The 25699-nt window shown below is 73.5% G+C and carries 26 protein-coding genes; 17 read left to right on the top strand and 9 right to left on the bottom strand.

Features of this window, described 5'->3' with window-relative positions:
- Positions 1–243 precede the first annotated feature (243 nt).
- Positions 244–942, top strand: a complete 699-nt coding sequence (locus JS521_RS08345; RefSeq protein WP_205082091.1) for a TetR family transcriptional regulator — start codon at positions 244–246, stop codon at positions 940–942.
- 125 nt (positions 943–1067) lie between these two features.
- Positions 1068–1436: a Zn-ribbon domain-containing OB-fold protein gene (locus JS521_RS08340; protein WP_205082090.1), complete on the top strand. Its 369-nt coding sequence runs from the start codon at positions 1068–1070 to the stop codon at positions 1434–1436.
- A 48-nt stretch (positions 1437–1484) separates the two neighbouring features.
- Here JS521_RS08340 and JS521_RS08335 read toward each other — a convergent pair whose 3' ends face one another.
- Complete coding sequence (locus tag JS521_RS08335; RefSeq protein ID WP_205082087.1) at positions 1485–2180, bottom strand: type 1 glutamine amidotransferase domain-containing protein; 696 nt, start codon at positions 2178–2180, stop codon at positions 1485–1487.
- A 128-nt stretch (positions 2181–2308) separates the two neighbouring features.
- On the opposite strand from JS521_RS08335, the gene JS521_RS08330 reads away from it, so the two are divergent.
- From JS521_RS08330 to JS521_RS08300, 7 genes are all read left to right on the top strand, one after another.
- Entirely contained in the window at positions 2309–3310 is a 1002-nt protein-coding gene (locus tag JS521_RS08330) for a LysR family transcriptional regulator (protein WP_205082086.1), read from the top strand.
- Between the two features lie 122 nt (positions 3311–3432).
- Positions 3433–5277, top strand: a complete 1845-nt coding sequence (locus JS521_RS08325; protein WP_205082085.1) for a gamma-glutamyltransferase family protein — start codon at positions 3433–3435, stop codon at positions 5275–5277.
- 129 nt (positions 5278–5406) lie between these two features.
- Positions 5407–6252: an inositol monophosphatase family protein gene (locus JS521_RS08320; protein ID WP_205082084.1), complete on the top strand. Its 846-nt coding sequence runs from the start codon at positions 5407–5409 to the stop codon at positions 6250–6252.
- A gap of 102 nt (positions 6253–6354) precedes the next feature.
- On the top strand, positions 6355–7773 hold the full coding sequence (locus JS521_RS08315; RefSeq protein WP_205082083.1) for a phytoene desaturase family protein: 1419 nt from the start codon (positions 6355–6357) through the stop codon (positions 7771–7773).
- 93 nt (positions 7774–7866) lie between these two features.
- A complete protein-coding gene (locus JS521_RS08310; protein WP_205082082.1) occupies positions 7867–8400 on the top strand; it encodes an O-acetyl-ADP-ribose deacetylase in 534 nt (177 codons plus the stop codon).
- A 111-nt stretch (positions 8401–8511) separates the two neighbouring features.
- Positions 8512–9984, top strand: a complete 1473-nt coding sequence (locus JS521_RS08305) for an AlkA N-terminal domain-containing protein (protein WP_205082081.1) — start codon at positions 8512–8514, stop codon at positions 9982–9984.
- Between the two features lie 12 nt (positions 9985–9996).
- Complete coding sequence (locus tag JS521_RS08300) at positions 9997–10521, top strand: methylated-DNA--[protein]-cysteine S-methyltransferase (RefSeq protein WP_205082080.1); 525 nt, start codon at positions 9997–9999, stop codon at positions 10519–10521.
- A gap of 71 nt (positions 10522–10592) precedes the next feature.
- Here the strand turns inward: JS521_RS08300 and JS521_RS08295 are convergent, their stop codons facing one another.
- Positions 10593–11177: a TMEM165/GDT1 family protein gene (locus tag JS521_RS08295; protein WP_205082079.1), complete on the bottom strand. Its 585-nt coding sequence runs from the start codon at positions 11175–11177 to the stop codon at positions 10593–10595.
- 370 nt (positions 11178–11547) lie between these two features.
- On the opposite strand from JS521_RS08295, the gene JS521_RS08290 reads away from it, so the two are divergent.
- A complete protein-coding gene (locus JS521_RS08290; RefSeq protein ID WP_205082078.1) occupies positions 11548–11952 on the top strand; it encodes a (2Fe-2S) ferredoxin domain-containing protein in 405 nt (134 codons plus the stop codon).
- 24 nt (positions 11953–11976) lie between these two features.
- Here the strand turns inward: JS521_RS08290 and JS521_RS08285 are convergent, their stop codons facing one another.
- The 4 genes from JS521_RS08285 to JS521_RS08270 all read right to left on the bottom strand — a co-directional run bounded on the left by JS521_RS08285 (position 11977) and on the right by JS521_RS08270 (position 16554).
- Complete coding sequence (locus JS521_RS08285; protein WP_205082077.1) at positions 11977–13878, bottom strand: helix-turn-helix domain-containing protein; 1902 nt, start codon at positions 13876–13878, stop codon at positions 11977–11979.
- A gap of 97 nt (positions 13879–13975) precedes the next feature.
- Positions 13976–15364 (bottom strand): MFS transporter, encoded by a 1389-nt coding sequence (locus tag JS521_RS08280; RefSeq protein WP_205082076.1) that lies wholly within the window; start codon positions 15362–15364, stop codon positions 13976–13978.
- A gap of 120 nt (positions 15365–15484) precedes the next feature.
- Positions 15485–16282: a 3-hydroxybutyrate dehydrogenase gene (locus JS521_RS08275; RefSeq protein ID WP_205082075.1), complete on the bottom strand. Its 798-nt coding sequence runs from the start codon at positions 16280–16282 to the stop codon at positions 15485–15487.
- Between the two features lie 92 nt (positions 16283–16374).
- Positions 16375–16554 carry a hypothetical protein gene (locus JS521_RS08270; RefSeq protein ID WP_205082092.1) on the bottom strand — a complete coding sequence of 60 codons (180 nt, stop codon included), beginning with the start codon at positions 16552–16554 and terminating at the stop codon, positions 16375–16377.
- Between JS521_RS08270 and JS521_RS08265 the strand changes: the two genes are divergently transcribed.
- Positions 16553–16753, top strand: coding sequence for a type II toxin-antitoxin system VapB family antitoxin (locus tag JS521_RS08265; RefSeq protein ID WP_205082074.1), 201 nt, complete (start codon positions 16553–16555; stop codon positions 16751–16753). The genes JS521_RS08270 and JS521_RS08265 overlap by 2 nt on opposite strands.
- Positions 16754–16838: 85 nt before the next feature.
- Here the strand turns inward: JS521_RS08265 and JS521_RS08260 are convergent, their stop codons facing one another.
- Positions 16839–17618: a hypothetical protein gene (locus tag JS521_RS08260; RefSeq protein WP_205082073.1), complete on the bottom strand. Its 780-nt coding sequence runs from the start codon at positions 17616–17618 to the stop codon at positions 16839–16841.
- Positions 17619–17792: 174 nt separating this feature from the next.
- Positions 17793–18290, bottom strand: coding sequence for an NUDIX domain-containing protein (locus JS521_RS08255; protein ID WP_205082072.1), 498 nt, complete (start codon positions 18288–18290; stop codon positions 17793–17795).
- A gap of 141 nt (positions 18291–18431) precedes the next feature.
- Here JS521_RS08255 and JS521_RS08250 point away from each other — a divergent pair, with 141 nt between their 5' ends.
- Positions 18432–19550 (top strand): glycerate kinase, encoded by a 1119-nt coding sequence (locus tag JS521_RS08250; RefSeq protein ID WP_205082089.1) that lies wholly within the window; start codon positions 18432–18434, stop codon positions 19548–19550.
- 48 nt (positions 19551–19598) lie between these two features.
- Here JS521_RS08250 and JS521_RS08245 read toward each other — a convergent pair whose 3' ends face one another.
- Complete coding sequence (locus JS521_RS08245; RefSeq protein WP_239486948.1) at positions 19599–20498, bottom strand: PucR family transcriptional regulator; 900 nt, start codon at positions 20496–20498, stop codon at positions 19599–19601.
- Between the two features lie 277 nt (positions 20499–20775).
- On the opposite strand from JS521_RS08245, the gene JS521_RS08240 reads away from it, so the two are divergent.
- From JS521_RS08240 to JS521_RS08220, 5 genes are read left to right on the top strand one after another with little or no spacing between them, the layout of a single operon-like run.
- Positions 20776–21573 carry an ABC transporter ATP-binding protein gene (locus JS521_RS08240; protein WP_205082070.1) on the top strand — a complete coding sequence of 266 codons (798 nt, stop codon included), beginning with the start codon at positions 20776–20778 and terminating at the stop codon, positions 21571–21573.
- Positions 21570–22370, top strand: a complete 801-nt coding sequence (locus JS521_RS08235; protein ID WP_205082069.1) for an ABC transporter ATP-binding protein — start codon at positions 21570–21572, stop codon at positions 22368–22370. The genes JS521_RS08240 and JS521_RS08235 overlap by 4 nt, the downstream gene beginning before the upstream one ends.
- The gene (locus tag JS521_RS08230; RefSeq protein WP_205082068.1) at positions 22367–23257 is read left to right on the top strand and encodes a branched-chain amino acid ABC transporter permease; all 891 of its coding nucleotides are present in this window, start codon (positions 22367–22369) and stop codon (positions 23255–23257) included. The genes JS521_RS08235 and JS521_RS08230 overlap by 4 nt, the downstream gene beginning before the upstream one ends.
- The gene (locus tag JS521_RS08225; protein WP_205082067.1) at positions 23250–24434 is read left to right on the top strand and encodes a branched-chain amino acid ABC transporter permease; all 1185 of its coding nucleotides are present in this window, start codon (positions 23250–23252) and stop codon (positions 24432–24434) included. Before JS521_RS08230 ends, JS521_RS08225 begins: the two co-directional genes overlap by 8 nt.
- Positions 24431–25684 (top strand): ABC transporter substrate-binding protein, encoded by a 1254-nt coding sequence (locus JS521_RS08220; protein ID WP_205082066.1) that lies wholly within the window; start codon positions 24431–24433, stop codon positions 25682–25684. The genes JS521_RS08225 and JS521_RS08220 overlap by 4 nt, the downstream gene beginning before the upstream one ends.
- Positions 25685–25699: the final 15 nt, after the last annotated feature.

Here is a 25699-nt window from a genome sequence, read left to right as displayed (position 1 = left end):
GCGAAACGCCGGTCACCGGTCGCGTCGGGCACGTACTTCACACAGACAACGATCCTCAAGCTCACGCCGGCTCTCCTGCCTACCTGGGTGTGGTCCCACCTGGGTGTCATTCGTACTGATGGAGAGATTATGGCACTCAGTACCCTCTGTAAAGGTACCCAGTGCCAAAACCCTCCTTCCGGTGCTACGTTTCGCCGCATGAGCGAGGCACGAGGACCCGAGAAGCCCGAGAAGAAGGCGCCCATGCGGGAGGTGCTCGCGCAGGCGGCCTTCCAGCTCTTCCTGGAGCGGGGCTTCGAGCGGACGACCGTCGACGACATCGTGGCGCGGGCCGGAGTGGGCCGGCGTTCGTTCTTCCGCTACTTCCCGTCCAAGGAGGACGCGGTCTTCCCGGACCATGAGCGCTGCCTCGCCGAGATGACCGAGTTCCTGGCCGCCGACGACGGCGGTGACCCGGTCGGCGCGGTGTGCGACGCCGCGCGCATCGTGCTGCGGATGTACGCGGCAAACCCCGAGTTCTCCGTGCAGCGCTATCGGCTCACCCGGGAGGTGCCGGGGCTGCGGACGTACGAGCTGTCCGTGGTGCGCCGCTACGAACAGACCCTCGCCGGCCATCTGCGGGGCCGGTTCGGCGAGGACGGTGACGGAGAGTTGCGGGCGGAGGTGATCGCCGCGTCCGTGGTCGCCGCGCACAACAACGGGCTGCGGCTGTGGCTGCGTTCGGGCGGGGCGGGCGATCCCGAGGCAGCCGTCGACCATGCGCTCGCTCTGGTGCGCGAGGTGTGGGGGCGGTCCGTCGCTCCCGCACCCGCCGTTCCCTTCCCCGTCTCCCACGGGGTGGAAGGGGAGGGGGACGGGGAGGTGATCGTGATGGTCGCGCGGAAGGGCGCCCCGATGTGGCGCGTCGTGCAGCAGATCGAGGCGGCCGTCGGCGAGAGCTGAGTATCAATGGGCACTCAGTGCCTTTACGGGTCGGCACTCAGTGCCATATGGTGCGGACGCGCCGGTAGTGCAGGTGCGGCGCGTCCGAGTCGAGCGCAGGGGGTCGAGCCGTGTCCCAGACAGGAATGGGCACCATCCAGAAGGCGCACGAGGAGTGCGGCCTCTCCTATCACCGCTGCCGCTGGTGCGGCACCGCCTCCTTCCGGCGGCTGCTGTGTCCGGTGTGCGCGTCCAGCGAACTGGAGCCCGAACGCACCACCGACCACGGCGTGGTCGTCCGGACCGCCGTGGTCCACCGCTACACCGAGGCGGCACGCAACGAGTCCCTGGTGCGGTTCCCCGAAGGATTCGTCTTCCGCTGCCAGATCGTGGGCGCCGCCCCGCATCTGGTGACGGTCGGCGCACGCGTCCGGCCCGTCTCCGGGGACGAGCCGGAGACGGGCGCGGTGGTGCTGGAACTCTGCGAGCCGCCCGCACGGCGGGACTGGATCTGAACACCCCGGCCGGCCGGCCGGCGAGCCGCCGAGCCGCCGACCGGACGGTCAGCCGAGCCGGTTGACCAGTTCGGTCGCCAACGGGGCCGACGAGGACGGGTTCTGACCGGTAATCAGATTCCGGTCGGTGATGATGAACGGGGCCCAGGGCTCGCCCTCCTGGAAGTCCGCACCCAGCGCCACCAGCCGGTCCTGGAGCAGCCACCGCGCCTTGTCCGCGAAGCCCGCCTGGGCCTCCTCGGCGTTGGTGAAACCGGTCAGCCGGTACCCGGCGAACGCGTTGACGCCGTCGGGGCCGGTCGCGGCGAGCAGCGCCGCCGGACCGTGGCAGACGACGCCCAGCGGCTTGCCCGAGGCCAGCGCGTCGGCGAGCAGCCGGCCGGAGGCCTCGTTCACCGCGAGGTCCTCCATCGGGCCGTGGCCGCCCGGATAGAACACCGCGTCGTACGCGTCCAGGTCCACGCCCTCCAGCGCGACGGGACTCCGCAGCTCCTCGAACGCGTCCAGTGCGGCCGCGACCCGGTCGGCGCCTTCCCGCCCGCCGTTGAACTCGGGCGCCAGGCTCCCGCGGTCCACGGTCGGGACGACGCCGCCGGGGGTCGCGACGACCACCTCGTGACCGGCGGCGGTGAGGGTCTCGTACGGGGTCACGGCCTCCTCGGCCCAGAAACCCGTGGGGTGCTTCGTGCCGTCCGCCAGGGTCCAGTGGTCCGCGCCGGTCACCACGAAAAGGATCTTTGCCATGTCGTACGTCTCCGTAGATCGAGAGAGTGTCTGTAGACCGAGAGTGTGTGTGCTGGGGATTCCCGGTGAGGGCTGACTCATGCGACCGTAGGACGGATCGCCCATAGGTTTCCAATAGGCTGGCAGCTATGAGAGATAGGGATCCTGATGGGTCCGCCGGGCTGGGCCGTACGGCGGACCCGCAGCCGGGTCCGGACCCGCAGCCGGCTCCGGCCGGGCCGTCGGGTCCGGCGGATCTGAATCTGCTGCGTACCTTCCTCGCCGTGCACCGGTCGGGGTCCTTCACCGCCGCCGCCCGGCTGCTCGGCCTCTCCCAGCCCACCGTCACCGCCCAGATGCGCACCCTGGAGCGGCAGGTGGACCGGGAACTGTTCGAGCGGCTGCCGCGCGGGGTCGCCCCCTCGCTGTACGCGGACGAGCTGGCGGCCCGGATCGTCGCCCCGCTGGACGCCCTGGCCGAGGTCACCGGCGACACGGTCCCGGCCGGTGAGCGCCCGGCCGACCCCGTCCACCTGGCGGGCCCCGCCGAGTTGATGTGCCTGCGGGTGCTGCCCGCGCTGGCTCCGCTCGTCGCGGAGGGGCTGCTGCTGCGCGCCGCGACCGGGCTCACCGATCCGCTCCTGGACGAGTTGCGGGCGGGCCGCCACGACCTGGTCATCGCGACCACCCGGCCGCGCGGCCGGGCCCTGGCGGCCGTGCCGCTGATGGACGAGGAGTTCGTGCTGACGGCCGCCCCGCACCGGGCGGCCCGGACCGGGGGAGCGGAGCGCATCGCGGCCGAGGGGCCGGGCGTGCTGCACGGCCTGCCCCTGATCACGTACGCCGAGGACCTGCCCATCGCCCGCCGCTACTGGCGCCACGTCTTCGGCCGCCGCCTCGATTGCCGGGCCGCCGTCACCGTGCCCGACCTGCGCGGTGTGCTCGCCGCCGTGGTGGCGGGGGCGGGCTTCACGGTGCTGCCGCGCTACCTCTGCGCGGACGAACTGGCCTCGGGCGCCCTCGTCGAGCTGTACGCCCCCGAGGACCCGCCGATCAACACCGCGTACCTCGTGCAGCGCCCCGGCTCCGCCGCCAACCCTCAGGTGGCGCGGGTGCGGGACCTCCTGATCGAAGCCGCCCGAGCGTGGTGACGGGCGACGGCCCGACTCCTCGGGAACAGCCCTTCGGCAACAACCCTCGGGAACACCTCTCGGCAACAACCCTCTGCAACAGCCCTGGGAACTACCTTCGGCAACAACCGGAAGGATCAGCCGTGTTCACCACCCGTCCCACCCTCCAGGGCACCTTCGGCATGGTGTCCTCCACCCACTGGCTGGCCTCCCAGTCCGCGATGGCGGTCCTGGAGGACGGCGGCAACGCCTATGACGCCGCCGTCGCCGCCGGGTTCGTCCTCCATGTCGTCGAGCCGCACCTCAACGGCCCGGCCGGCGAGGTGCCGATGATCCTGGCGACCGCGCACGGCGAGGTGAGCGTCCTGTGCGGTCAGGGCCCCGCCCCGGCCGGGGCGACCGTCGCCCACTACCGCTCCCTCGGCCTCGGTCTCGTCCCCGGCACCGGGCCGCTCGCCGCCGCCGTCCCCGGAGCCTTCGACGCCTGGATGCTGCTCCTGCGCGACCACGGCACCAAGGACCTGGCCGAGGTGCTGCGCTACGCGATCGGATACGCCGAGGACGGCCACGCCCCCGTCGAGCGGGTCGGCGAGACCGTGGAGACCGTGCGCGAACTCTTCACGACCGAGTGGACCGCCTCCGCCGAGGTCTACCTCCCCGGCGGCCGCTCCCCGCGCCCCGGCGAGCTGTTCCGCAACCCCGCCCTGGCCGCGACCTGGCGACGCCTGATCGCCGAGGCGGAGGAGACCGGGGGAGCGGACCGCACCGCCCGGATCGAGGCCGCCCGCGCGATCTGGCGGGAGGGGTTCGTCGCCGAGGCCCTCGTACGGCAGGCCGCCGTCCCCACCCTGGACAGCAGCGGCGCCCGGCACACGGGAACCCTGGCCGCTGCCGACCTGGCCGGCTGGTCCGCGTCGTACGAAGCCCCCGCCACGTACGACTGGAACGGCTGGACGCTGGCCAAGGCGGGCGGCTGGAGCCAGGGGCCCGCCTTCCTCCAGCAGCTCGCGCTCCTCCCGGACGCACTGCCGCCGCACGGCTCCGCCGACTACGTCCACCTGCTCATCGAGGGCTGCAAGCTCGCCATGGCCGACCGCGAGGCCTGGTACGGGGACGCCGCCGACGTCCCCCTGGACGACCTGCTCTCCGCCCCGTACAACACCGACCGCCGGATGCTGATCACGCACACCGCGTCCACCGAACTGCGCCCCGGCAGCCCCGGCGGCCGCTCCCCGCGCCTTTCCGCCCACGCCCGCGCCGTCGCCGCCGGGAAGCCCGGCGCGGCCGGCCCCGGCTTCGTCCCGGCCCCCGGCGCGGGGGAGCCCACCATGGCCCGCCGCACCAGCCCGGACGCCGAGCCGCTGGTCGCCCCGGACGGCACCACCCGGGGCGACACCTGCCACCTGGACGTCGTCGACCGCTGGGGCAACATGGTCTCCGCCACGCCCAGCGGCGGCTGGCTCCAGTCCAACCCGGTCGTGCCCGAGCTGGGCTTCCCGCTCGGCACCCGCCTCCAGATGGCCTGGCTGGACGAGGGCCTGCCCAACTCCCTGACGCCGGGCCGTCGCCCCCGCACCACCCTCACGCCCTCCCTCGCCCTGCGCGACGGCGTTCCCGTGATGGCGTTCGGCACGCCCGGCGGCGACCAGCAGGACCAGTGGCAGGTGCACTTCTTCCTCGCCGTCGCCCGGCGGGCCCGGGTCCGCGGCGGGCTCGACCTCCAGGGTGCGATCGACGAGCCGAACTGGCACAACGACAGCTTCCCGGGCTCGTTCCACCCGCGCCCCATGCACCCCGGCAGCGTCACCGTCGAGAGCCGCATGGACCCCGGCGTGATCGCGGAACTGCGCCGCCGGGGCCACCACGTCACGGTCGGCGAGCCGTGGTCGGAGGGACGCCTGTGCGCCGTGGCCCGCGACCCCGAGACCGGCGTCCTGTCCGCCGCCGCCAATCCGCGCGGCATGCAGGGGTACGCCGTAGGCCGTTGACCGGCGCTGCGGAGCGGCTGCTGGCCGAGGCTGCGGAACGGCCGCTGACCGGCGCTGCGAAAAGCTGCTGACCAGCGCCTTCGCAAGCCCGGCGGCGGTGTCGCGGGCCGACCGTGATTGGGTGGAGCCATGATCGATGACTTCTTGTACGGGACCGCCGGGCACACCGGACCGCCGGCCGAGGTCGAGGCCGCCGTGCGCGCCGCCGCCGCGGCCGAGATCATGCCCCGCCACCGGAAACTCGCCGACCACGAGATCATCGAGAAGAGCGGCCCGCACGACCTGGTCACCGCCGCCGACCGGCTGGCCGAGGAACACCTCACCGCCGCCCTCACCAAGCTGCTGCCCGGCTCGGTCGTCGTCGGCGAGGAGTCCGTGCACGCCGACCCGTCCGTCTACGATGCCCTCGGCGGCGACGCCCCCGTCTGGATCGTCGACCCGGTCGACGGCACCCGCCAGTTCGTCCGGGGCGAGGCCGGCTTCTGCACCCTGGTCGCCCTCGCCCAGCACGGCCAGGTCCTCGCCTCCTGGACGTACGCACCGGTCCTGGGCGATATGGCCGTCGCCGTACGCGGCCGGGGCGCGACGCTCAACGGCACGCCGATACGGTCCGGCGCACCCGCCCCCGGCGCCGTACTGAACGTCGCCATGTCGCACCCCGACTACACCACCGACGCCCAGAAGCGGGCCCTGCTCGGCCTGCGCACCGAGGGCATCGCGGCCCGCCCCTGCGGCTCGGCCGGCCTGGAGTACCTCGCGGTGGCGCGCGGGGACCTGGACGCCACCGCGTTCAACTGGGAGTACGCCTGGGACCACGCGGCCGGGCTGCTCCTGGTCACCGAGGCGGGCGGCGCGCAGTCGACGCTGTCCGGTGTCCCGTTCCGGATCGCCGGCGGCAACGACCTGCCGTTCACCGCGGCCCGCGACGAGGCCACCGCCGAGCGGGTCCTGACGGCGTTGCGGGCGGGCGGCTGACGGAAGCGGGGGCGCGCCCCCCTCCACAGGGGTCCGCGTCCGCGCTGTCGGTGCGGCCGCATACCCTGGGAGTCCGACTGCCGGCCGACGAAGGAGTCCCCAGTGCCGTCGATGCTCGATGCGGTCGTCGTGGGCGCGGGGCCCAACGGACTGACCGCCGCGGCCGAACTGGCCCGCCGGGGCTTCTCCGTGGAGGTCCACGAGGCGCACGACACCATCGGCGGGGGAGCCCGCACCGAGGAGCTGACCCTCCCGGGGTTCCGGCACGACCCGTGCTCCGCCGTGCACCCCCTCGGGATCGGCTCGCCCGCGTTCCGGGCGATGCCCCTGGACCGGCACGGCCTTCAATGGCTGCACCCCGAGGTCGACCTCGCCCACCCCTTCCCGGACGGGACGGCCGCCACGCTCACCCGCTCCGTGGGCGAGAGCGCCATGTCGCTGGGGGCCGCCGACGCCGGCGCCTACCGCCGCCTCATGGCCCCCTTCCTCGGCCGCTGGGACACCCTGGCCGCCGACTTCCTGCGCACCCCCTGGGAGAGCCTGCCCCGCGACCCGTACCGGATGGCCCGCTTCGGGCTGCTCGGCGTGCAGCCCGCCACCTGGGTCTCCCGGCGCTTCCAGGGCGAGAAGGCGCGCGGCCTCTTCGCCGGGCTCGCCGCCCACGCCATAGCTCCCACCAGCGGCTTCGCCACCTCCGCGATCGCCCTCGTCTTCGCGCTCGCCGCCCACGAGAACGGCTGGCCGGTGCCGCGCGGCGGCTCCCAGGCCATCTCCGACGCGCTCGCCTCCCTCCTGTGCGAACACGGCGGCACGATCCGCACCGGCAGCGAGGTCAAGCGCCTGGACGAACTGCCGCCCGCCCGCGCCTACATCTTCGACACCTCGCCCTCGGCGCTCGCCCGTATCGCCGGACTCGGCAGCGCCTACCACCGGTACCGCTACGGCGCCTCCGCCTTCAAGATCGACTACGCCCTGTCCGGCCCCGTCCCCTGGACCGCCGAGGAAGCGCGCCGCGCCGGCACCGTCCACATCGGGGCCGACGCCACCACCATCGACACCGCGCTGCGGGCCGCCGTGGAGGGCCGTGACCCCAGCGTCCCCTTCCTCATCACCGCCCAGCCCAGCCTCACCGATCCCTCCAGGGCCCCCGAGGGACGCCATGTCTTCTGGGTGTACGGACACGTCCCGGCAGGCTGGGAGGGCGACGCCACCGACGTCATCGAACGCCAACTGGAGCGCTTCGCCCCCGGGTTCCGTGACCTGGTGCTGGCCCGCGCGCTCGCCGGACCGCCCCAACTCGCCGCGCGCAACGCCAATTACGTCGGCGGCGACATCGCCTGCGGGGCCTTCGCCGGACTCCAGACCCTGATCCGCCCCAAGCTCGCCCGCGTCCCGTACGCCACCGCGCACCCGGCGGTGTTCCTCTGCTCCTCGGCCACCCCGCCCGGGCCCGGAGTGCACGGCATGTCCGGCCACCACGCCGCCAAGGCCGTATGGCGACGGCTGCGGGCGGCCTCCTGAGGCGGCCGCCCGGCCCGGAGCGCACTGCGGGTCCGCCCGGCGGGTCGCCCCGACCGGGCGGCGAAGGCCCCCGGCGCGCGGCATGATGTCCGCATGAGCACCTCTGCCTCTCCCGCCGTACGTCTGGTCCGCGGCGACATCACCGACCAGTCCGTGGACGTCATCGTCAACGCGGCGAACTCCTCGCTCCTCGGCGGCGGCGGGGTCGACGGCGCCATCCACCGGCGCGGCGGGCCGGACATCCTCGCCGCCTGCCGTGAACTGCGCGCCTCGCAGTACGGAAAGGGGCTGCCCACCGGGCAGGCCGTCGCCACCACCGCCGGACGCCTCGACGCGCAGTGGATCGTGCACACGGTCGGCCCGGTCTTCTCCGGCGCCCAGGACCGCTCCGCCCTGCTCGCCTCCTGCTACCGCGAATCCCTGCGCCTGGCAGCCGAGTTGGGGGCCAAGTCCATCGCGTTCCCGGCGATCTCCACCGGCATCTACGGCTGGCCGATGGACGACGGGGCCCGGATCGCGGTGCGCACGGTCCTGGCGGAGACCCTGGAGCCGGTCGAGGAGGTGCGCTTCGTGCTCTTCGACGCGCACGCTTACGTGGAGTTCGAGGAAGTCCTCGCGATGCGCTGACACCGCGTCCGGCGGCTGCCACCAAGGTGCGAACGGCTGTCGGATTTCCGCGCGACCTCCGTGTCGGATTTCCGCCAGCCAGGCCCCTGACCGGTGAACCATCCTGGAACCATGCACACCGACACCGAGCGCTGCGTGCGGGCCGTCCAGTCCAAGGACGCCCGCTTCGACGGCTGGTTCTTCACCGCGGTCCTCACCACCCGGATCTACTGCCGCCCCAGCTGCCCCGTCGTGCCGCCCAAGGTCCGCAACATGACCTTCTACCCGAGCGCCGCCGCCTGCCAGCAGGCCGGCTTCCGGGCCTGCAAGCGATGCCGCCCCGACACCAGCCCCGGATCCCCGGAGTGGAACGCCCGCGCCGACTCGGTCGCCCGCGCCATGCGCCTCATCCGGGACGGGGTCGTCGACCGCGAGGGCGTGCCCGGCCTCGCCGCCCGGCTCGGCTACTCCGCCCGCCAGATCGAACGCCAGCTGCTGGCCGAACTGGGCGCCGGACCGCTCGCCCTGGCCCGCGCCCAGCGTGCCCAGACCGCCCGCCTCCTCATCGAGACGACCGCGCTGCCCATGGCCGAGGTGGCGTTCGCCGCAGGCTTCTCCTCGATCCGCACCTTCAACGAGACGGTCCGCGAGGTCTTCGCCCTGGCCCCCGGCGACCTGCGCACCCGCGCCGCCCGGGGCCCGCAGGCCACCGCCGTACCGGGCGTCATCGCGCTCCGCCTCCCGTACCGGGCCCCGCTCAACCCCGGCAACCTCTTCGGCCACCTCGCCGCGACCGCCGTCCCCGGCGTCGAGGAGTGGCGCGACGGCGCGTACCGCCGCACCCTGACCCTCCCGTACGGGCACGGCGTCGTCGCCCTGACCCCGAACCCCGACCACATCGCCTGCCGGCTCTCCCTGACCGACCCGCGCGACCTCACCCGGGCCATCAGCCGCTGCCGCTGGCTCCTCGACCTGGACGCGGACCCGGTCGCCGTCGACGCACACCTGCGCACCGACCCGCTGCTGGCCCCGCTGGTCGACGCGGGCCCCGGCCGCCGGGTGCCGCGCACCGTGGACGGCGCGGAGTTCGCCGTACGCGCGGTGCTCGGCCAGCAGGTCTCCACCGCCGCCGCCCGGACCCACGCGGCCCGGCTGGTCACCGCCCACGGTGTTCCGGTCGACGACCCCGAGGGCGGGCTCACCCACCTCTTCCCGACCCCGCAGGCGCTGGCGGGCCTCGACCCGGAGGCGCTCGCGCTGCCGCGCACCCGCCGCACCACCCTCACCACGCTCGTCGCCGCCCTCGCGGAGGACCGGCTGCGCCTCGGCACCGACACCGACTGGGAGCGGGCCCGTGCCGAACTGGCCGCGCTGCCCGGCTTCGGCCCCTGGACGGTCGAGTCCATCGCCATGCGGGCCCTCGGCGACCCCGACGCCTTCCTCCCCACCGACCTCGGCATCCGCCGCGCGGCCGAACACCTCGGCCTCCCGGCCACCCCCGCCGCCCTCACCGCACGGGCCGCCGACTGGCGCCCCTGGCGCGCGTACGCCGTGCAGTACCTCTGGACGGTGGACGACCACCCCATCAACCACCTGCCCGCCTGAAGGAGCACCGCAATGACCACCACACCCGCCGCCACGGCCAAGCAGCACACCGTCGCCGACAGCCCCTACGGCCCGCTGACGCTCGTCGCCACCGACGGCGTCCTCTCCGCCCTCTACATGACCGACCAGCGCCACCGCCCACCCCAGGAGACCTTCGGCGTGCCCGATCCGGAGCCGTTCGGCGAAGTGATCGAGCAGCTCGGCGCCTACTTCGCCGGGGACCGCACCGCCTTCGACCTCCCGCTGAACCTCGCGGGCACCCCGTTCCAGCGGAGCGTCTGGGCGGAGCTGCTGAAGATCCCGTACGGCGAGACCCGTACGTACGGCGAATTGGCCGAGGAACTCGGCAAGCCGGGCGCCTCCCGGGCGGTCGGCCTGGCCAACGGCAAGAACCCGGTCGGGATCATCGTGCCGTGCCACCGGGTGATCGGCGCCTCCGGGAGCCTCACCGGATACGGCGGCGGCCTGGACCGCAAGCGGCGGCTGCTCGCCTTCGAGCGCGGTGGGACGCAGGGCGGGGCCCAGGCGCTCTTCTGAGACGGGGCGGCCCGGGGGATACCGAAGCCGGTACGCTCCCGGGCCCGCGCCGACCCGCGTCGAACCGGTCCTCAGCCGGTGAAGATCTCCACGGCCGTCCAGATGGCGAGGCCCAGCATGCAGATCCCGCCGATGCGCTGCACGGTCTTCAGCGGTACGCGCTTCGCGATGAACTTGCCCGCCAGCAGCGCCAGGGCCGACACCGACATCAGGGCGGCGGCCGAACCGATCGCCGTGGACCAGGTGCCGTTGCTCGCCGCCAGGTTGGCGGTGGTGATCTGCGTCAGGTCGCCCCACTCGCTGATGAAGACCGCCATGAACGCGGTCGAGTAGACCGGCCAGAAGCCGGTCACCGTCTTCACCTCGGTCTCGTCATCGTCGTCCCCGCCGCTGCCGCGCAGCAGGAGGAACGCGCCGAGGGCGAAGAGCGAGGCCGAGACGAGCTTGACGATCCAGTCGGGCAGCAGCCCGATGAGGCTGCCCGCGCCGACGGCGATGGCGACGTGCACGATGAACGCGGACGAGGTGCCGAACCATACGTAGAGCGGGCGCATCCGCGTGCCCATGGCGAGCGAAGCGAACATCGTCTTGTCGGGGAGCTCCGCGAGGAAGATCAGCCCGAAGGCGGTGATGATCGCCAGAAGGTCGAGATGCATTCCGGGTGGCTTTCTGTGCGAGCCGGGCCCCGGATCTTCGCGAAGCGCCGCACGGGCTTTCGGGAGGACCACTCGGCCCGGCATGACGGCAGCACCCACAGGGCGTGGGCGTGTCATACAGGACCGAAGGTCTCGCCCGCCCGGGGATTCCTTCTCAGGATCCACGAGCCCGGCCACCGGGAACCCGAGGGCTCCAGTGTGTCGACGACCGGTTTGCGGGGCTACTCCCCTTCGCAGCCGTCAACGATACCCCACCCGCTTCGGCAAGGGTGCTGGTGTTCGAGCCGTGGACGCCTCGGTAGAGTCGTGGTGATCACCCGGACCGCCGGTGGTCGCCCCACCACCCCTCTCCGCGACGGGAAGTGCCCCGATGAGCCGCCGTTCCCGCAAGGACGTGCCCGCCCAGGGCGCCGGCCGCCCCACCGTCAGCGTCTGCCGGGGCTGCTGCTGCGGTACCGAGAAGATCCCGGGCGTCGACCACGCCGCCCAGCTGGCCCGGCTGCGCTCCGGTCTGGACGGCGCCGCCACCGTGCGGGCGGTCGAGTGCCTGGACGCCTGCGAGCAGGGCAACGTGATCGTCGTCCAGCCCTCGGCCGACGGGCGCCGGGCCGGGGGACGGCCGGTCTGGCTGGGCCTGGTCAACGACGAGCACGCCGAGCAGGACATCGTGACCTGGGCGGCGGCCGGCGGCCCGGGGCTCGCGGACGCCCCGGACATCCTCGACCTGTACGTCTTCAAGCCCTCGCGCCGGGTCTCGGCGGGCCTGGACGGCTGAGAACCCCGCACCGCCGGGGCTCCCTCACAGGCCCTGCGTCAGCCGGTGCAGCCGCAGGGCCAGCTGGATCTCCAGCGTGCGGGCGGGTGCGTTCCAGTCCGGGCCGAGGAGCCGGCCGATGCGCTCCAGCCGCTGCACCACCGTGTTCACATGCACGTGGAGCGACGACGTGGTCCTGGTCGGACTCGCGCCCTCGGCGAAATAGGCGTCCAGCGTGGTGACCAGATCGGTGCCGCGCCGCTCGTCGTAGTCGAGCACGGGCCCCAGCGTCCGCCGCACATAGCCCCCCAGGTCCGCCTGATCACCCAGCAGTACGCCGACGAACCCCAGGTCCGCGACGGCCCCGCCGCTCCCCGTGCGGCCGAGGGCGCGCAGCGCGGAGAGGCACCGGCCGGCCTCGCGGTGTGCGTCGGGCAGCTCGGCCGGACCCGTGGCCGGGCCCGCCGCGCCGACCGTGACGGGGAAGCCGACCGCCTGGCCCAGCTCGGCGGCGAGCGCCTGCGCGGCCGCTCCCGGTGCGTCGGACGGCGCGACCAGGACGACATGGTCGTGGTGGAGTCCGGCCAGCCCGTTCAGGGCCTGCGCGCTGCGGGCGGTCGCGGCCAGCAGCCGGTGGCGGGGGGCCACCTCGCTGTGCGCGACGAACACACTGTGGCGGCGGTTCAGATTGACGCCGAGCCTGCGGGCACGCGCGGCGAGGGTGCCCGGGTCTCCGGTGCGCGCGAGCAGATCGCCCAGCAGCTCTCCCCGTACCCGGTCCTCCGTCTCGGCGACCGAGCGGCGCAGCAGCATGAGCAGCGCGGTGACGACGCTGGCCCGCTCGAACAGCAGCCGGTCGGCGTCCGCGAGCCCGGCCCGGCCGGTCAGGGCGATGGAACCGAGGAGCTCGGGCCCGGCGAGGACGGCGCAGACCCAGGTGCCGTCCAGCGGAACCGCCCGGCCCCTGGCCCGGGAGGCCGACACCGCCGGGATCGGCTGCGGCAGCGGTTCGGCGCGGGCCCGGGCCAGCTCCGCGCCGTCCGCGTCATGGATGAGGATCCCGCCGTCCAGGATGTCCGCGAGGGCCGCCGCCACGTCGTCGGCCCCGCCGCCCTGGAGCACCAGGTCGGTGAGCTGGTCGTGCGCCTCCTCGGCGCGGCGCATCGCCTCGCTGTGCGTCCGGATGGTCTCCGACGCGGCGTTCAGGTCGACCAGCGCGGCCCGGGTCTCCTCCAGCAGCCGCGCCCCGTCGATGGCGATCGCCGCGTGGTCGGCGAGGGAGGACAGCAGCGCCACCTCGGTGGCGGTGAACTCGCGGGGGGCCCGGTCGGCCGCGTACAGCACCCCGATGACGCGGGCGCCGAGCCGCAGCGGGACGCCGAGGATCGCCCGCAGGCCCTCGTCCAGGACCGCGCTGTCGATGGAGGTGGTGTGGTGGAACCGGGTGTCGGCCTGGTAGTCCCCGGTCGCGTACGGCCGGGCCGTCTGGGCCACCAGCCCGCCCAGGCCCTCGCCCATGCCGAGCCGCACCCGCTGGAACGCCTCGGCCACCGAACCGTCGGTGACCCGCATGTACGTGTCGCCCGCGGCGTCGTCGTTGAGCGAGAGGTAGGTGACGTCGGTGCCGAGCAGCAGCTTCGCCCGGTGGACGATGGCCCGTAGCACGGCGTCCAGGTCCCGCAGGGCCGCCAGGTCGCTGGCCGTGTCGAACAGGGCGGTGAGCTGCGCCTCGCGCACCCGGTGCTGGCCGAGCGTGCGCCGGATGCGCAGCGCCACGGCGGCGGCCTCGGCGATCTCCGCCAGCTCGGCCGCGGAGGCCCCCGCCTGCCGGGCGTCGGCGGCCGGCCGGTCGAACTCCTCGGCCGCCGCACCCTGCGCCAGCAGGTCGAGGAGCCGGCGCAGGGCGGGCGCGGAGTGCTGGGCGGGGCGTGTCACGCCGGTGAGCATACGGTGATCGCCTCCCGGGAAGGGCCGAGCGGGCAACAGGGGACAGCCCTCCCGCGCACCGCGTACGAAGCGGTGCGGCGCGCGGGAGGGCGGGGAATCAGCGGCCGAGGGGGACCGAGTCCTTGACGGTCGCGGTCGGCTGGGCCGGGACGGAGCGGTCCGGCCCGTCCTTGGTGAGGTCGCGTCCCCGGGTCTCCTTGGCCACCCAGACCGTCACCGCGGTGACCAGGGAGGCGAAGCAGAGGTAGAGGGAGACGGGGACGGACGACTCGTAGTCCTTGAGCAGTTCGACCGCGATCAGCGGGGCGAGGGCGCCGCCGATGATCGAGGCGAGCTGGGAGCCCATCGAGGCGCCGGAGTAGCGGACCTTCGTGTCGAACATCTCCGAGATGAACGCCGCCTGCGGGCCGTACATCGCGCCGTGCAGGAGCAGGCCGAGGGTGACCGCGAGGACGATGACGGGGAACGACCTGGTGTCCAGGAGCGCGAAGAAGGCGAACGCCCAGGCCGCCATGCCCACCGCGCCGATCAGGGTGACCGGGCGGCGGCCCAGCCGGTCCGAGAGCGCGCCCCACAGCGGGATGGTGACGAAGTGCACCGCGGAGCCGATCAGGACCGCGTTCAGGGCATCGCTCCTGGACATCTCCAGGTGCACGGTCACGTAGACGAGCAGGAAGGCGGTGAGGATGTAGTACGAGATGTTCTCGCCGAAGCGCGTGCCGATCGCGAGGAGCACCTCGCGCCAGTTCTTGCGGAACACCTCGACGACCGGGGGCTGTTCCTTCTCCCCCTGTGCGGCGGCCTCGGCCGACTTGCGCTGCGCCTCCAGGAAGACCGGGGACTCCTCGACCGAGATCCGGATCCACAGGCCGATCATGACGAGGACGCCGGACAACAGGAACGGTATGCGCCAGCCCCAGGCGAGGAACGCCTCCTCGGACTGGACGGCCGCGAGCAGCGCCAGGACGCCGGTCGCCAGCAGATTGCCGCCGGGCGCACCGGACTGCGGCCAGGAGGCCCAGAAGCCGCGCCGTTCGTCGCCGCCGTGCTCGGAGACGAGCAGCACCGCACCGCCCCACTCGCCGCCGAGCGCGAAGCCCTGCACCAGGCGCAGGACGGTCAGCAGGATCGGCGCCCACACCCCGATGCTCGCGTGGGTGGGCAGCAGGCCCATGGCGAAGGTGGCGCCGCCCATCATGAGCAGGCTGAGCACGAGCAGCTTCTTGCGGCCGATCTTGTCGCCGTAGTGGCCGAAGACGACGCCGCCGAGGGGACGGGCGGCGAAGCCGACCGCGTACGTCAGGAAGGCGAGCAGGGTGCCGACCAGGGGATCGCTGCTGGGGAAGAACAGCGAGTTGAACACGAGCGCGGCGGCCGAGCCGTAGAGGAAGAAGTCGTACCACTCGATGGTGGTGCCGACGAGGCTGGCCGCGACGATGCGGCCGATGCGGCTGTTGCCGGGCGGAGCGGAACTGAGGGAACCCATGGTGAGTCACCGCGTTTCATTGGCAGGGCTGTCAGGGACGGGGGTGCGGGTCGTGCGCGTGGTGAGGGGGGTGCGGGTCGTGCGCCCGGCTCCGGTGGGGGGCCGGAGACGGAGTGGGGTTCAGCGGGCGCCCCAGCCCCCGTCGACGGGGAGCGAGGCGCCGGTGATGTATCCGGTGTGGGGGCCGCAGAGCCAGAGACAGATCGCGGCGACCTCGTCGGGTTCGATCAGCCGCTTGATCGCGGAGCGGTCCAGGAGGATGTCGGAGACGACCTCCTCCGGGGGGATCCCGTGCGCGGCGGCCTGGCCCGCGATCTGGCCCTCCACCAGAGGCGTGCGGACGTAACCGGGGTTGACGCAGTTGCTGGTCACCCCGTGCGCGGCGCCCTCCAGGGCGGCCACCTTGCTCAGCCCCTCCAGGCCGTGCTTGGCGGCGACGTAGGCGGACTTGAAGGCGCTGGCCCGCAGCCCGTGCATGCTGGAGACGTTGACGATCCGGCCCCACCCACCGGCGTACATGTGCGGAAGACACTGCCGCATCAGCAGGAACGGGGCGGTCACCATCACCTGCTGGATCAGCGCGAACCGGGCCGGCGGGAACTCCTCGATGGGGGACACGTGCTGGAGCCCGGCGTTGTTGACCAGCACGTCCACCCCGGCCGGCAGCGACCCGACCGCCTCCGCGTCGGCCAGGTCCACGACGTGGGCCACCCCGCGGATCGCGGCGGCGACGGACTTGGCGCTCTCCGCCTCCCGGTCGACCACGTGGACCAGGGCCCCGGCGGCGGCGAGCGGCGCGGAGGCGGCCCGCCCGATGCCGCTGCCGCCGCCGGTGACAAGGGCGGTACGCCCCCTGAGGTCCACGGCCCCGGCGTCCGGCGCCGGGGAAGCGGAGGCTGCGTGAAATTGGCTCGTCATGGCCGGAAACGCTAGAGACACACGGCCGGACATCCCATGGCGTGAATCTCCACAGTGAGCCGTCGCAGAGTGGGGACCGGCACCATGGGCGGCTACCCGGCCGGCGGGCAGCGGGTGAGCCGTTCGGCGGGAGTGGCTTCCGCTGACAGCTTCAGGGTGCGGCTCGACGGGGGGCGTCGGCCGTCGTCCAGCCAGCGTTCCAGCGCCGCGGCCACCGGCTCTTCGGGGAACCCGGCCCTTGGACGGAACGCGCCGGGGTAGGGTCCGCGCATGGCCAAGGTGACCGTCAGTCTGGATGCCGAACTCGTCGTCGAAGTCATGGTGCTCGCGGGGGTCGGAAACCCCCAGGACGCCGTCGAACTCGTGGTCCGCGACTACATCGCGCGCGGCCACCGCACCGAGGCTCTGGTCGCCGAGCGCGAGGGGACGGCGCGCGACGTGGAGCCCAAACCCGAGGCCCAGCAGGGCTGACCGCCGTTCGCTCCGCTGCCGGCCGTGACCGTCCCCGCACCGGAGCCGGTACGGGGACGGTCACGGTCACGGCTTCGTGCGGCGCCTACCGTACGGCGACGTAGTCCCCGTTCGACGACCTCGCGCCGGAGGTGGTGTTGCCGTGGTACGTCCACCGCCAGGTGCCCGGCCCGGTCGCCTTCACCGTGGTCCTGAGGACCCCCGACTTCCCCGACGTCGCCTTCTTGACCGTCTTGTACGAGGAGGACCCGGCCGCCTTGAACTGCAGGCTCACCGAGCGGCCGGCGTACCCCTGGTAGGTGTGGGTGTCCCAGTTCGCCCGGGTGACCTTGCCGGTCACGGTGATCGTCTTCCCCTTCGCGACAGGCTCGGGCGAGGCGTTGACCGTGACCCGGGTGGCCCGCTGGACCCACAGCGGAAGGTTCTCGTCGTCGATGTCCCAGGCGTCGCCCGCGAGGCGGATCCGAGCGGCGGTCTTCCACGCTCCGGCGTCCTCGTTCCCGAAGTCGAGGTGCCGGGGGTCGATGTACAGCCACTGCTCGAAGTCGCAGATGCCCTTCGCCTTGTTCACCACCTTGCAGTCACTGCCTTCGATGGCGTTCCACAGCTCGTCCCCCCAGCCGGGCTTGCCGCGGTAGGGGAACGCCGTCGGCCCGTAGTCGTACTTCAGCTTGGTGGTCATCCGGAGGGTTCCGTACACCTTGACCTCCTCCTCGACCCCGACCACGATCGGCTTCCCGCCGTTCATCGTGACCCGGCTGAAGGCGACCCCGCCCTCCGCTGCCCCGGCCGGCACCGCCGCCACCCCGGTGAACACGGCAGCGGCCCCACCGGCCACGACCGCTCGCCCGATCGTCTTCCTCACGTGCGATCCGTCCCTCTTCCCTGCCGCCGGGGGCGGGCACGCGGGTGCGCCGGCCCGAGGTGTGTCCTCACGGCTGATCAGGAGACCGGGGAGGGCGGTGCGCGGTTGTACGTCGGACGGCAACGATTCGATCACCCGCCGCCGGACCGTACGGCCCGCTGCCGGGAGGTTCTCCTACGCGACCGGCTCGCCGTCCTCCAGCTCCACAGGGCCGCCGCCCGTCGCCAGGGCCTCCAGCGCCGCCCGCACCCGGCCGCCGAGCGTGCCCAGCAGGTAGTCGTCCAGCTCGGCGGGGGCCACCAGTCGCCAGGACAGCAGCTCCTCCTCCTGGAGCCGGATCGCGGCCAGCCGGTCGGCGGTGAGGATCCCGCCGTCGTACAAGTACGCCACGATCGGCGGCCGGCCCGCGCCCCGCACCCAGTCCACGGCGAGCAGCCGACCCGGGGCCACGTCGAGGCCGATCTCCTCCGCCGTCTCGCGGCGGGCGCCCTGCCGGGGGCCCTCGCCCGTCTCCGACTCGATCGTCCCGCCGGGCAGTGCCCAGCCCTTGCGGTAGTTCGGCTCGACGAGCAGGACCCGGCCGGTCGCGTCGCGAAAGAGCGAGGCGGCACCGGCGAGGACCCGGGGGAGGCCGGCGATGTACGCGGCGTAGTCGGCGTCGGGAGTCGTCACGGCCGACAGCGTAGTGGGGGGAGCGGGGCAGCGGGGCGGTTCCGGACGGCCATGGGCAGATCAGGGGTCGTGCGGATAGGGTCGGGGCGGCGCGACTGCCTGTTCGAAAGCAAGGGATGCAAGGTGACGGACGGAGCAGATGTGGAGACCGCCCGCGTGCTCGTGGCGGCGGACAAGTTCAAGGGCTCGCTCACGGCCGTAGAGGTCGCGGAGCGGGTGACGGCCGGGCTGCGGCGTGTCGTACCCGGCCTGGCGGTGGAAACCCTGCCGGTCGCGGACGGCGGCGACGGTACGGTCGCGGGGGCGGTGGCCGCCGGATTCGAGCGCCGCGAGGCGCGGGTGACCGGGCCCCTCGGGGATCCGGTGACGGCGGCGTACGCGCTGCGCGGGGACACCGCCGTGGTGGAGATGGCCGAGGCCTCGGGCCTCCAGCACCTGCCCGACGGGGTGTTCGCCCCGCTCACGGCCACCACGTACGGCTCGGGCGAGCTGCTGAAGGCGGCCCTGGAGGCGGGGGCGACGACGATCGTGTTCGGGGTCGGCGGCAGCGCCACCACCGACGGCGGCGCGGGCATGCTCGCCGCCCTCGGCGCCCGCTTCCTGGACGCGGACGGCAAGCCCGTCGCCCCCGGCGGCGGCCCCCTCGCGGAGCTGGCCGAGGCCGACCTCTCCGGGCTCGACCCGCGTCTGGCGGACGTCGACCTGATCCTGGCCAGCGACGTCGACAACCCGCTGACCGGGCCCAAGGGCGCGCCCGAGGTGTACGGCCGGCAGAAGGGCGCGAGCGAGGAGGACATCGCGGTCCTCGACGCGGCCCTCACCCACTACGCCTCGATCCTGGGCCCCGACACGGCGGCCCTGCCCGGCGCGGGCGCGGCCGGAGGCATCGGCTACGGGGCGCTCGTCGCCCTCGGCGCCCGCTTCCGCCCCGGCATCGAGGTCATGCTCGACGTCCTCGGCTTCGCCCCCGCGCTCGCCCGCGCCACGCTCGTGATCACCGGCGAGGGCTCGCTCGACGAGCAGACCCTGCACGGCAAGGCCCCGGCCGGGGTCGCCTCCGCCGCCCGCGCGGCCGGGATCGAGGTCGTCGCGGTCTGCGGCCGCCTCGCCCTGCCCCCGGAGGCCCTGGAGAAGGCGGGCATCCGCCGCGCCTACGCCCTGGCCGACCTGGAACCGGACCCGGCGGTGTCGATGGCCCAGGCCGGGCCGCTGCTGGAGCGGGCGGCGGAGTCGATCGCCCGGGACTTCCTGGCGGGCTGACGACCGTACGACCGGCTGTCGTCGGCTCCGCCCCGTGGCGGCCTCCCCTCACGGTGGGGCTGACGACAGCCGTCGCGGTGGGGCCGATGACAGCCGCAGCACGTCCAGCGCGAGCACCAGGTCGACCAGCTCGCGCGGCCGGGACAGCGAGCGTGCGGTCAGGCGTTCCAGGCGCCGCAGCCGGTTGAACACCGTGTTGCGGTGACAGCCCAGCCGGGCCGCGGCCCGCCCCACCGAACCCCCGCACTCCATCCACGCCTCCAGCGTCCCGACCAGCAGGGACCGCTCCGCCGGTACCAGCGTCAGCAGCGGGCCGAACACCTCCGCAAGGAGCCGGGTGGACAGCTCCGGGCGGCTCACCAGCAGGGCCGCCGGAAGCCGCTCGTCCAGCCGGACGATCTCCCGGCTGCCCGGCTCGCACGTCAGCAGCGCCGTACCCGCCAGTCGGCGCGCCGCGCCCAACTCCGCCGGCGAGCCCACCACCGGGCTCACGCCCCCCGGCCCGGCGCCCAGCTCCCTGAGGCGCACCACCGCCCGCGCCGGGCCCGCCGGGCCCAGCAGCACCACCGCGACTTCCCGAGCCTCCCGGCCCGCCTGAGCCTCCTGAGCCTCCCGGCCCGCCTGAGCCTCCCGAGCCCCTCGGCCCTCCCGAGGCCCGTGAGCCCTCCGATCCTCCCAGCCCTCCTGAGCCCGCTGCACCTCCCAGCCCTCCCGGCCCGCCTCCGTGCCCGGAAAACTTGCCGCCGCGCCCCACCACCAGCGCGTCCCGTCTGTGTCCGGACCTTGGACCACCGCCGCCGGCGGCACCGGCGCGCCCAGCACCACCACCGCGTAACGCCCCCGCTCCGGCAGCCCGAGGCCGCGCGCCGCACGCGCCACCAGGTCCGGCGCGGCGTCGCCCGCCAGCAGCGGGCCGAGCAGCGCCCCGTACCGCGTTCCACGCCGCATCCGCCGCATCCGCCGCTCCGTCCCCGGGTCCGGGCGCTCCTGATGACCGATGAGGATGCCACCGGCCCCGCGGGCGGGCGCCCGCCCGTCACCGCGTCTGTGCGCGTGCACAACGAGGCCCCTCGTTCGCTGGTCGCCCGCATCGAGTCGGCCCCGCCCCGTGGACGCACGTCCCGCCCGGTGCTGGTCTGTGGCACCACCCCCACCGATGAGCACCACACACGACACACGACATGGCGGAAGCACGACACACGACATGGCGGAAGGAGGAGGACGCATGGCAACGCTAGAGATCCGCGCGCTGTCCGTCGGCTACGGGCCGGTCCGGGCCCTGCGCGACATCTCCGTCGACGTACCGGACGGCGGGATCACCGCCGTACTCGGCGGCAACGGCGCGGGCAAGACCACGCTGCTGCGGGCCGTGTCGCGGACCCTCGGCTTCCACCGCGGGACGGGCACCGGGACCATCCGGTTCGACGGCCGCCCCCTGGAGGGGCTGCGGCCCGCCCAGGTGGTGGCCGCGGGAGTCGTCCAGGTACCGGAGGGCCGGCAGGTCTTCGCCCGGATGACGGTGGCCGACAACCTGCGGGCGGGCGCCCTCGGGGCACGCGGCGGGCGCAAGGAGACGAGCGCGGCCCTCGCCCGGGTGCACGAGCTGTTCCCGGTGCTCGCCGACCGCGCGCACCAGCGGGCCGGGCTGCTGTCCGGCGGCGAACAGCAGATGCTGGCCATGGGCCGCGCCCTGATGGCCGGGCCCCGGCTGCTCCTGCTGGACGAGCCCTCGCTCGGCCTCGCCCCGCTGATGGCGGCCAGGATCGCCGAGACCGTGCAGGAGATCAACGCGAGCGGCACCTCCGTCATGCTCGTCGAGCAGAACGCGGCGATCGCCCTGCGCCTCGCCTCCACGGCGTACGTCCTCGACGTCGGCGAGGTCGCCCTGGCCGGGCCCGCCGACGAACTCGCCGCCTCCGACGAGGTCCGCCGCCGCTACCTCGGCGTCGTCGACGAGGACGCGGCGGCGGACGCCGACCCGGCCGCGCGGACCCGGCGCACCCTGAGCAGGTGGTCCGCATGACGACCACCGCACCGGCCCGCCAGGACACCACCGCGGCCGCTCTCGCCGTGCAGGACGTCACCGTCCGCTTCGCCGGGCTCACCGCCCTGGACGCCGTCTCCTTCACCGTCGAACCCGGCAGCGTGCACGCCGTCATCGGACCCAACGGCGCGGGCAAGTCCACCTGCTTCAACGTCCTGTCCGGCGTCTACCGCGCCACCTCCGGACACGTCCGCCTCGGCGACACCGAGCTCACCGGACTCCCGCCGCACGCCATCGCGGACCTCGGGGTCGCCCGCACCTTCCAGAACCTGGCGCTGCCCCCGCACGCGACCGTCGCCGACAGCCTCCTTCTCGGCCGCCACCGGCTGACCCGCTCCGGGTTCGTCGCCACCGGCCTGCGGCTGCCCTCCGCCGTCCGCGAGGAGCGACGCCACCGCGACCGGGTCCGGGAGATCGCCGAGTTCATCGGACTGGAGGGGCAGTTGGAGCGACCCGCGGGATCGCTTCCGTACGGGCAGCAGAAGCTCGTCGAACTCGGCCGCGCCCTGTGCATGGAGCCCAAGGTCCTGCTGCTGGACGAGCCGATCGCCGGGATGACCGCCGACGAACGCCGCCGCACCGCCGCCGTCGTGGCCGACGTGCGCGACAGCCTCGGCATCTCCATCGTGCTGGTCGAGCACGACATGGGGGTGGTGATGCGGCTCGCGGACGCGGTGACCGTACTCGACTTCGGACGACGGATCGCCGGGGGAACCCCCGCCGAGGTCCAGAACGACCCGGCCGTCGTCCAGGCCTACTTGGGAGCACCTCAATGACCACGTTCGTCGAACTCCTCCTCGGCGGCCTGTCGATCGGCTCGGTCTACGCACTCATCGCGCTCGGGTTCGTCGTCATCTTCAAGGCCACCGAGGTCGTCAACTTCGCCCACGCGTCCCTGCTGTTGGCCGGCGGCTACGTCACCGCCGTGCTCCACGACGACATCGGGTTCTGGCCCGCGCTGCTCGTCGGGATCGCCGGGGCCGCGTCCGTCGGGGCGGCCATCGAGTTCTTCGTGATGCGCCGCTACCGGGGCAGCGACCACAGCGTCCTCGCCATCGTCACCATCGGCGTCGACATCCTCCTGATCACCGAACTCACCCGCCGGATGGGCACGGACGTGCTCGCCCTCGGAGACCCCTGGGGCAACGAGGTCGTCACCATCGGCGGTGTCACCCTCGCCCAGACCCGCATCGCCGCGTTCCTCGCCGCCGGGCTGCTGATCACGGTGTTCCTGCTCGCCTTCCGCTACACCTCGTGGGGCGTGTCGATGCGGGCCGCCGCCGAGAACCCGCAGACGGCGGCGCTCATGGGCATCAAGCTGGGGCGGGTCTCGCTCGCCGCGTGGGCGGTCGCCGGGGCGCTGGCCGCCGTCGCCGCGCTCTTCCTCACGGTGTTCCCGACCCCCGGCCTGGAGCGCGCCACCTCGCTCGCCGCTCTCAAGGCGTTCCCCGCCGCGATCCTCGGCGGACTCGACTCCACCACCGGGGCGCTGGCCGGCGGACTCATCGTCGGCGTCACCGAGTCGCTCGCCACCGGCTATCAGAGCGATCTCTCCTTCCTCGGCCGGGGCATCGGCGATCTGGCGCCCTACCTGGTGATGGTGGCCGTCCTGCTGATCCGCCCCGCGGGACTCTTCGGCACGAAGGAGCTGGCCCGTGTCTGACACCACCGCCGAGACCCCCGCCGTCCCCGCCACTTCCGTACGCGGCGGCGGACCGGAGAGCCTCACCGACCGGCTGCGCAGCCCCCGCACGTACGCCGTCCTCATCGGCTCCCTCCTGCTCCTCGCCCTCCCGTTCTACCTGGACCGCTTCTGGCTCCAGGCCGGACTGTTCGCGATGGCGGCGGCCATCGGTGCCATCGGGCTCAACATGCTCACCGGCGCCACCGGCCAACTCTCCATGGGCCACGCCTTCTTCCTCGCCGTCGGCGCGTACGGCTACTGCGTCCTGGCAGGGGAGAGCAGCACCGAGAACGGCCACACGCTGAACGGCCTCGGGCTGCCCACCTGGCTCGCCGCGATCCTCGCGGTGCTGCTCGCCGGGGCGGCGGGCGGCATCTTCAGCCCCATCGCCGGACGGCTGCGCGGCGCGTACCTCGGCATCGCGACCCTCGCGCTGATCTTCATCGGGCAGCACATCCTGTTCAACGCGGGCTCGCTGACAGGGGGTTACAACGGCAGGGCCGTACCGCCGCTGTCCGTCTTCGGGTTCACCTTCGACGACTCCGAACTCGTCGTCGCCGCCGTGCCGTTCGGCTCCTCGGAGAAGCTCTGGTACGCCGGTCTGCTCGCGCTCCTGCTGAGCGCGCTGTTCGCCCGGGGCGTGCTGCGCGGCCGTCCCGGACGCGCCATGAACGCCATCCGCGACCACCGGATCGCGGCCGGGGTGATGGGTGTGCCGGTGGCCCGCTACCGGGCCGGCGTCTTCGTCCTGTCCTCGATGTACGCGGGCCTCGCGGGCGTCCTGCTCGCCCTGGTCTTCCAGCGGACCGTGCCCGAGTACTTCGGCATGATCCTGTCCCTCGAATACCTCGCCATGATCGTCATCGGCGGGCTCGGCAGCGTCGCGGGAGCCGTGATCGGCGCCGCCTTCGTCTCCCTGCTCCCGCAGGTGTTCACGCACTACAGCGACTCCCTGCCGCTGGTCTCCGCCCCCGGCACGGGCGGTCTGGCACCCGGTGAGGCGTCCCGCTATCTGTACGGCGCGGCGGTCGTCGCGGTGGTCCTGTTCCTGCCCGGCGGCCTCGCCCGCCTGGGCCTCGCCCGCACGAAGAAGCCGAAGAATCCGGCTGTTCCGAAGCAACCAGCGGCTCCGAAGAATCCAGGGGAGAAGTCATGAAACTGAGAGTGCTCACGGCCGTGGTCGCGGCCCTCGCCGTCACCCTCGTCGGGTGCAGCGGCAAGGCGACCGAGGGGAAGGCGGACGGGGAGGGCGAGGGCGGGATCAAGACGGGCCCCGGGGTCTCCTCCTCGACGATCTCCCTCGGTGTGCTGACCGACATGACCGGCGTCTACGCCTCGCTGGGCAAGAGCGTCACCCAGGCCCAGCAGCTGTGGGTCAAGCAGACCAACGACGCGGGCGGCATCTGCGACCGGAAGATCGAACTGACGGTCCGCGACCACGGATACGACCCGCAGAAGGCGATCGCCGCGTACACCGAACTGGTGCCGGACGTGGCGGGCTTCGCCCAGTTCATCGGCTCCCCGTTCGTCGCCGCCGTCGAGCAGCGCATCGACGGCCAGGACAAGGGCCTCGTGCTGCCGCAGGCCTGGTCGGCGAACCTGCTGGGCTCCCCGTACATCCGGGTCATCGGCGCCACCTACGACGTCGAGACGATCAACCTCATCGACTACCTCCTCGCCGAGAAGCGCATCGCGAAGGGCGACAAGATCGGTCACGTGTACTTCGAGGGCGACTACGGCGAGAACGCGCTCGTCGGCTCGAAGCACGCGGCGAAGGAGGCCGGGCTCACGGTCGTCGAGCAGAAGATCAAGCCGACCGACAACGACATGACGGCCCAGGTCGCCGCCCTCAAGCAGGCAGGGGTCAAGGCCGTCATCGTCAGCGCCGGACCGCGCCAGGCGGCCTCGCTCGTCGGCGTCGCGGCGGCCACCGGCTTCAACGTTCCGGTCGTCGGCAACAACTCGGCCTTCGCGCCCCAGCTGTTGAAGACCCAGGCGGGCCCGGCCCTGCTCAAGGACTACTACGTCGCCTCCTCCACGCTCCCCATCGGCGACCCCGGCGACGGCCCCGCCAAGCTCGCCAAGGAGTACGCCGCCCAGTACCCGAAGGACGTCCTCGACAACGGCGTCGTCGCCGGATACACGGCAGCCTCCCTCTTCGGCGAGGCCCTGACCAAGGCCTGCGACGACAAGGACCTCACCCGCGAGGGCATCGACAAGGCGCTCCTCACGATCAAGGGGTACGGGACCGAGTTCGGGGTGACGCACGACTTCTCGGACCCGAAGGCGCCGTCCACCCGCGAGAGCGTCATCATGAAGCCCGACGCCGGTGCAGCCGGCGGGCTGAAGGTGGTCCGACCGGCCGAGGTCGCCCCGGCGGCCGAGTCCTTCACCACCGGCTCCTGAACTCTCCTTCGACGG

The organism is Streptomyces durocortorensis, assembly GCF_016901035.1.
In the GTDB taxonomy this organism is placed as follows: domain Bacteria; phylum Actinomycetota; class Actinomycetes; order Streptomycetales; family Streptomycetaceae; genus Streptomyces; species Streptomyces durocortorensis.
Note: the sequence above shows the minus strand (reverse complement) of the source record. Positions and strands in the feature narration are given on the sequence as shown.

Excerpts from the sequence above, each read along its gene's own strand:
- JS521_RS08345 (WP_205082091.1), top strand. The coding sequence starts at position 244 with ATGCGGGAGGTGCTCGCGCAGGCGGCCTTCCAGCTCTTCCTGGAGCGG.
- JS521_RS08240 (WP_205082070.1), top strand. The coding sequence starts at position 20,776 with ATGGCAACGCTAGAGATCCGCGCGCTGTCCGTCGGCTACGGGCCGGTC.
- JS521_RS08235 (WP_205082069.1), top strand. The coding sequence starts at position 21,570 with ATGACGACCACCGCACCGGCCCGCCAGGACACCACCGCGGCCGCTCTC.
- JS521_RS08310 (WP_205082082.1), top strand. The coding sequence starts at position 7,867 with ATGAGCACCTCTGCCTCTCCCGCCGTACGTCTGGTCCGCGGCGACATC.
- JS521_RS08245 (WP_239486948.1), bottom strand. The coding sequence starts at position 20,498 with ATGCGGCGTGGAACGCGGTACGGGGCGCTGCTCGGCCCGCTGCTGGCG.
- JS521_RS08330 (WP_205082086.1), top strand. The coding sequence starts at position 2,309 with ATGAGAGATAGGGATCCTGATGGGTCCGCCGGGCTGGGCCGTACGGCG.
- JS521_RS08335 (WP_205082087.1), bottom strand. The coding sequence starts at position 2,180 with ATGGCAAAGATCCTTTTCGTGGTGACCGGCGCGGACCACTGGACCCTG.
- JS521_RS08220 (WP_205082066.1), top strand. The coding sequence starts at position 24,431 with ATGAAACTGAGAGTGCTCACGGCCGTGGTCGCGGCCCTCGCCGTCACC.
- JS521_RS08280 (WP_205082076.1), bottom strand. The coding sequence starts at position 15,364 with ATGGGTTCCCTCAGTTCCGCTCCGCCCGGCAACAGCCGCATCGGCCGC.
- JS521_RS08290 (WP_205082078.1), top strand. The coding sequence starts at position 11,548 with ATGAGCCGCCGTTCCCGCAAGGACGTGCCCGCCCAGGGCGCCGGCCGC.
- JS521_RS08300 (WP_205082080.1), top strand. The coding sequence starts at position 9,997 with ATGACCACCACACCCGCCGCCACGGCCAAGCAGCACACCGTCGCCGAC.
- JS521_RS08230 (WP_205082068.1), top strand. The coding sequence starts at position 22,367 with ATGACCACGTTCGTCGAACTCCTCCTCGGCGGCCTGTCGATCGGCTCG.
- JS521_RS08305 (WP_205082081.1), top strand. The coding sequence starts at position 8,512 with ATGCACACCGACACCGAGCGCTGCGTGCGGGCCGTCCAGTCCAAGGAC.
- JS521_RS08295 (WP_205082079.1), bottom strand. The coding sequence starts at position 11,177 with ATGCATCTCGACCTTCTGGCGATCATCACCGCCTTCGGGCTGATCTTC.
- JS521_RS08275 (WP_205082075.1), bottom strand. The coding sequence starts at position 16,282 with ATGACGAGCCAATTTCACGCAGCCTCCGCTTCCCCGGCGCCGGACGCC.
- JS521_RS08340 (WP_205082090.1), top strand. The coding sequence starts at position 1,068 with ATGGGCACCATCCAGAAGGCGCACGAGGAGTGCGGCCTCTCCTATCAC.
- JS521_RS08270 (WP_205082092.1), bottom strand. The coding sequence starts at position 16,554 with ATGCGCGGACCCTACCCCGGCGCGTTCCGTCCAAGGGCCGGGTTCCCC.
- JS521_RS08285 (WP_205082077.1), bottom strand. The coding sequence starts at position 13,878 with ATGCTCACCGGCGTGACACGCCCCGCCCAGCACTCCGCGCCCGCCCTG.
- JS521_RS08265 (WP_205082074.1), top strand. The coding sequence starts at position 16,553 with ATGGCCAAGGTGACCGTCAGTCTGGATGCCGAACTCGTCGTCGAAGTC.
- JS521_RS08320 (WP_205082084.1), top strand. The coding sequence starts at position 5,407 with ATGATCGATGACTTCTTGTACGGGACCGCCGGGCACACCGGACCGCCG.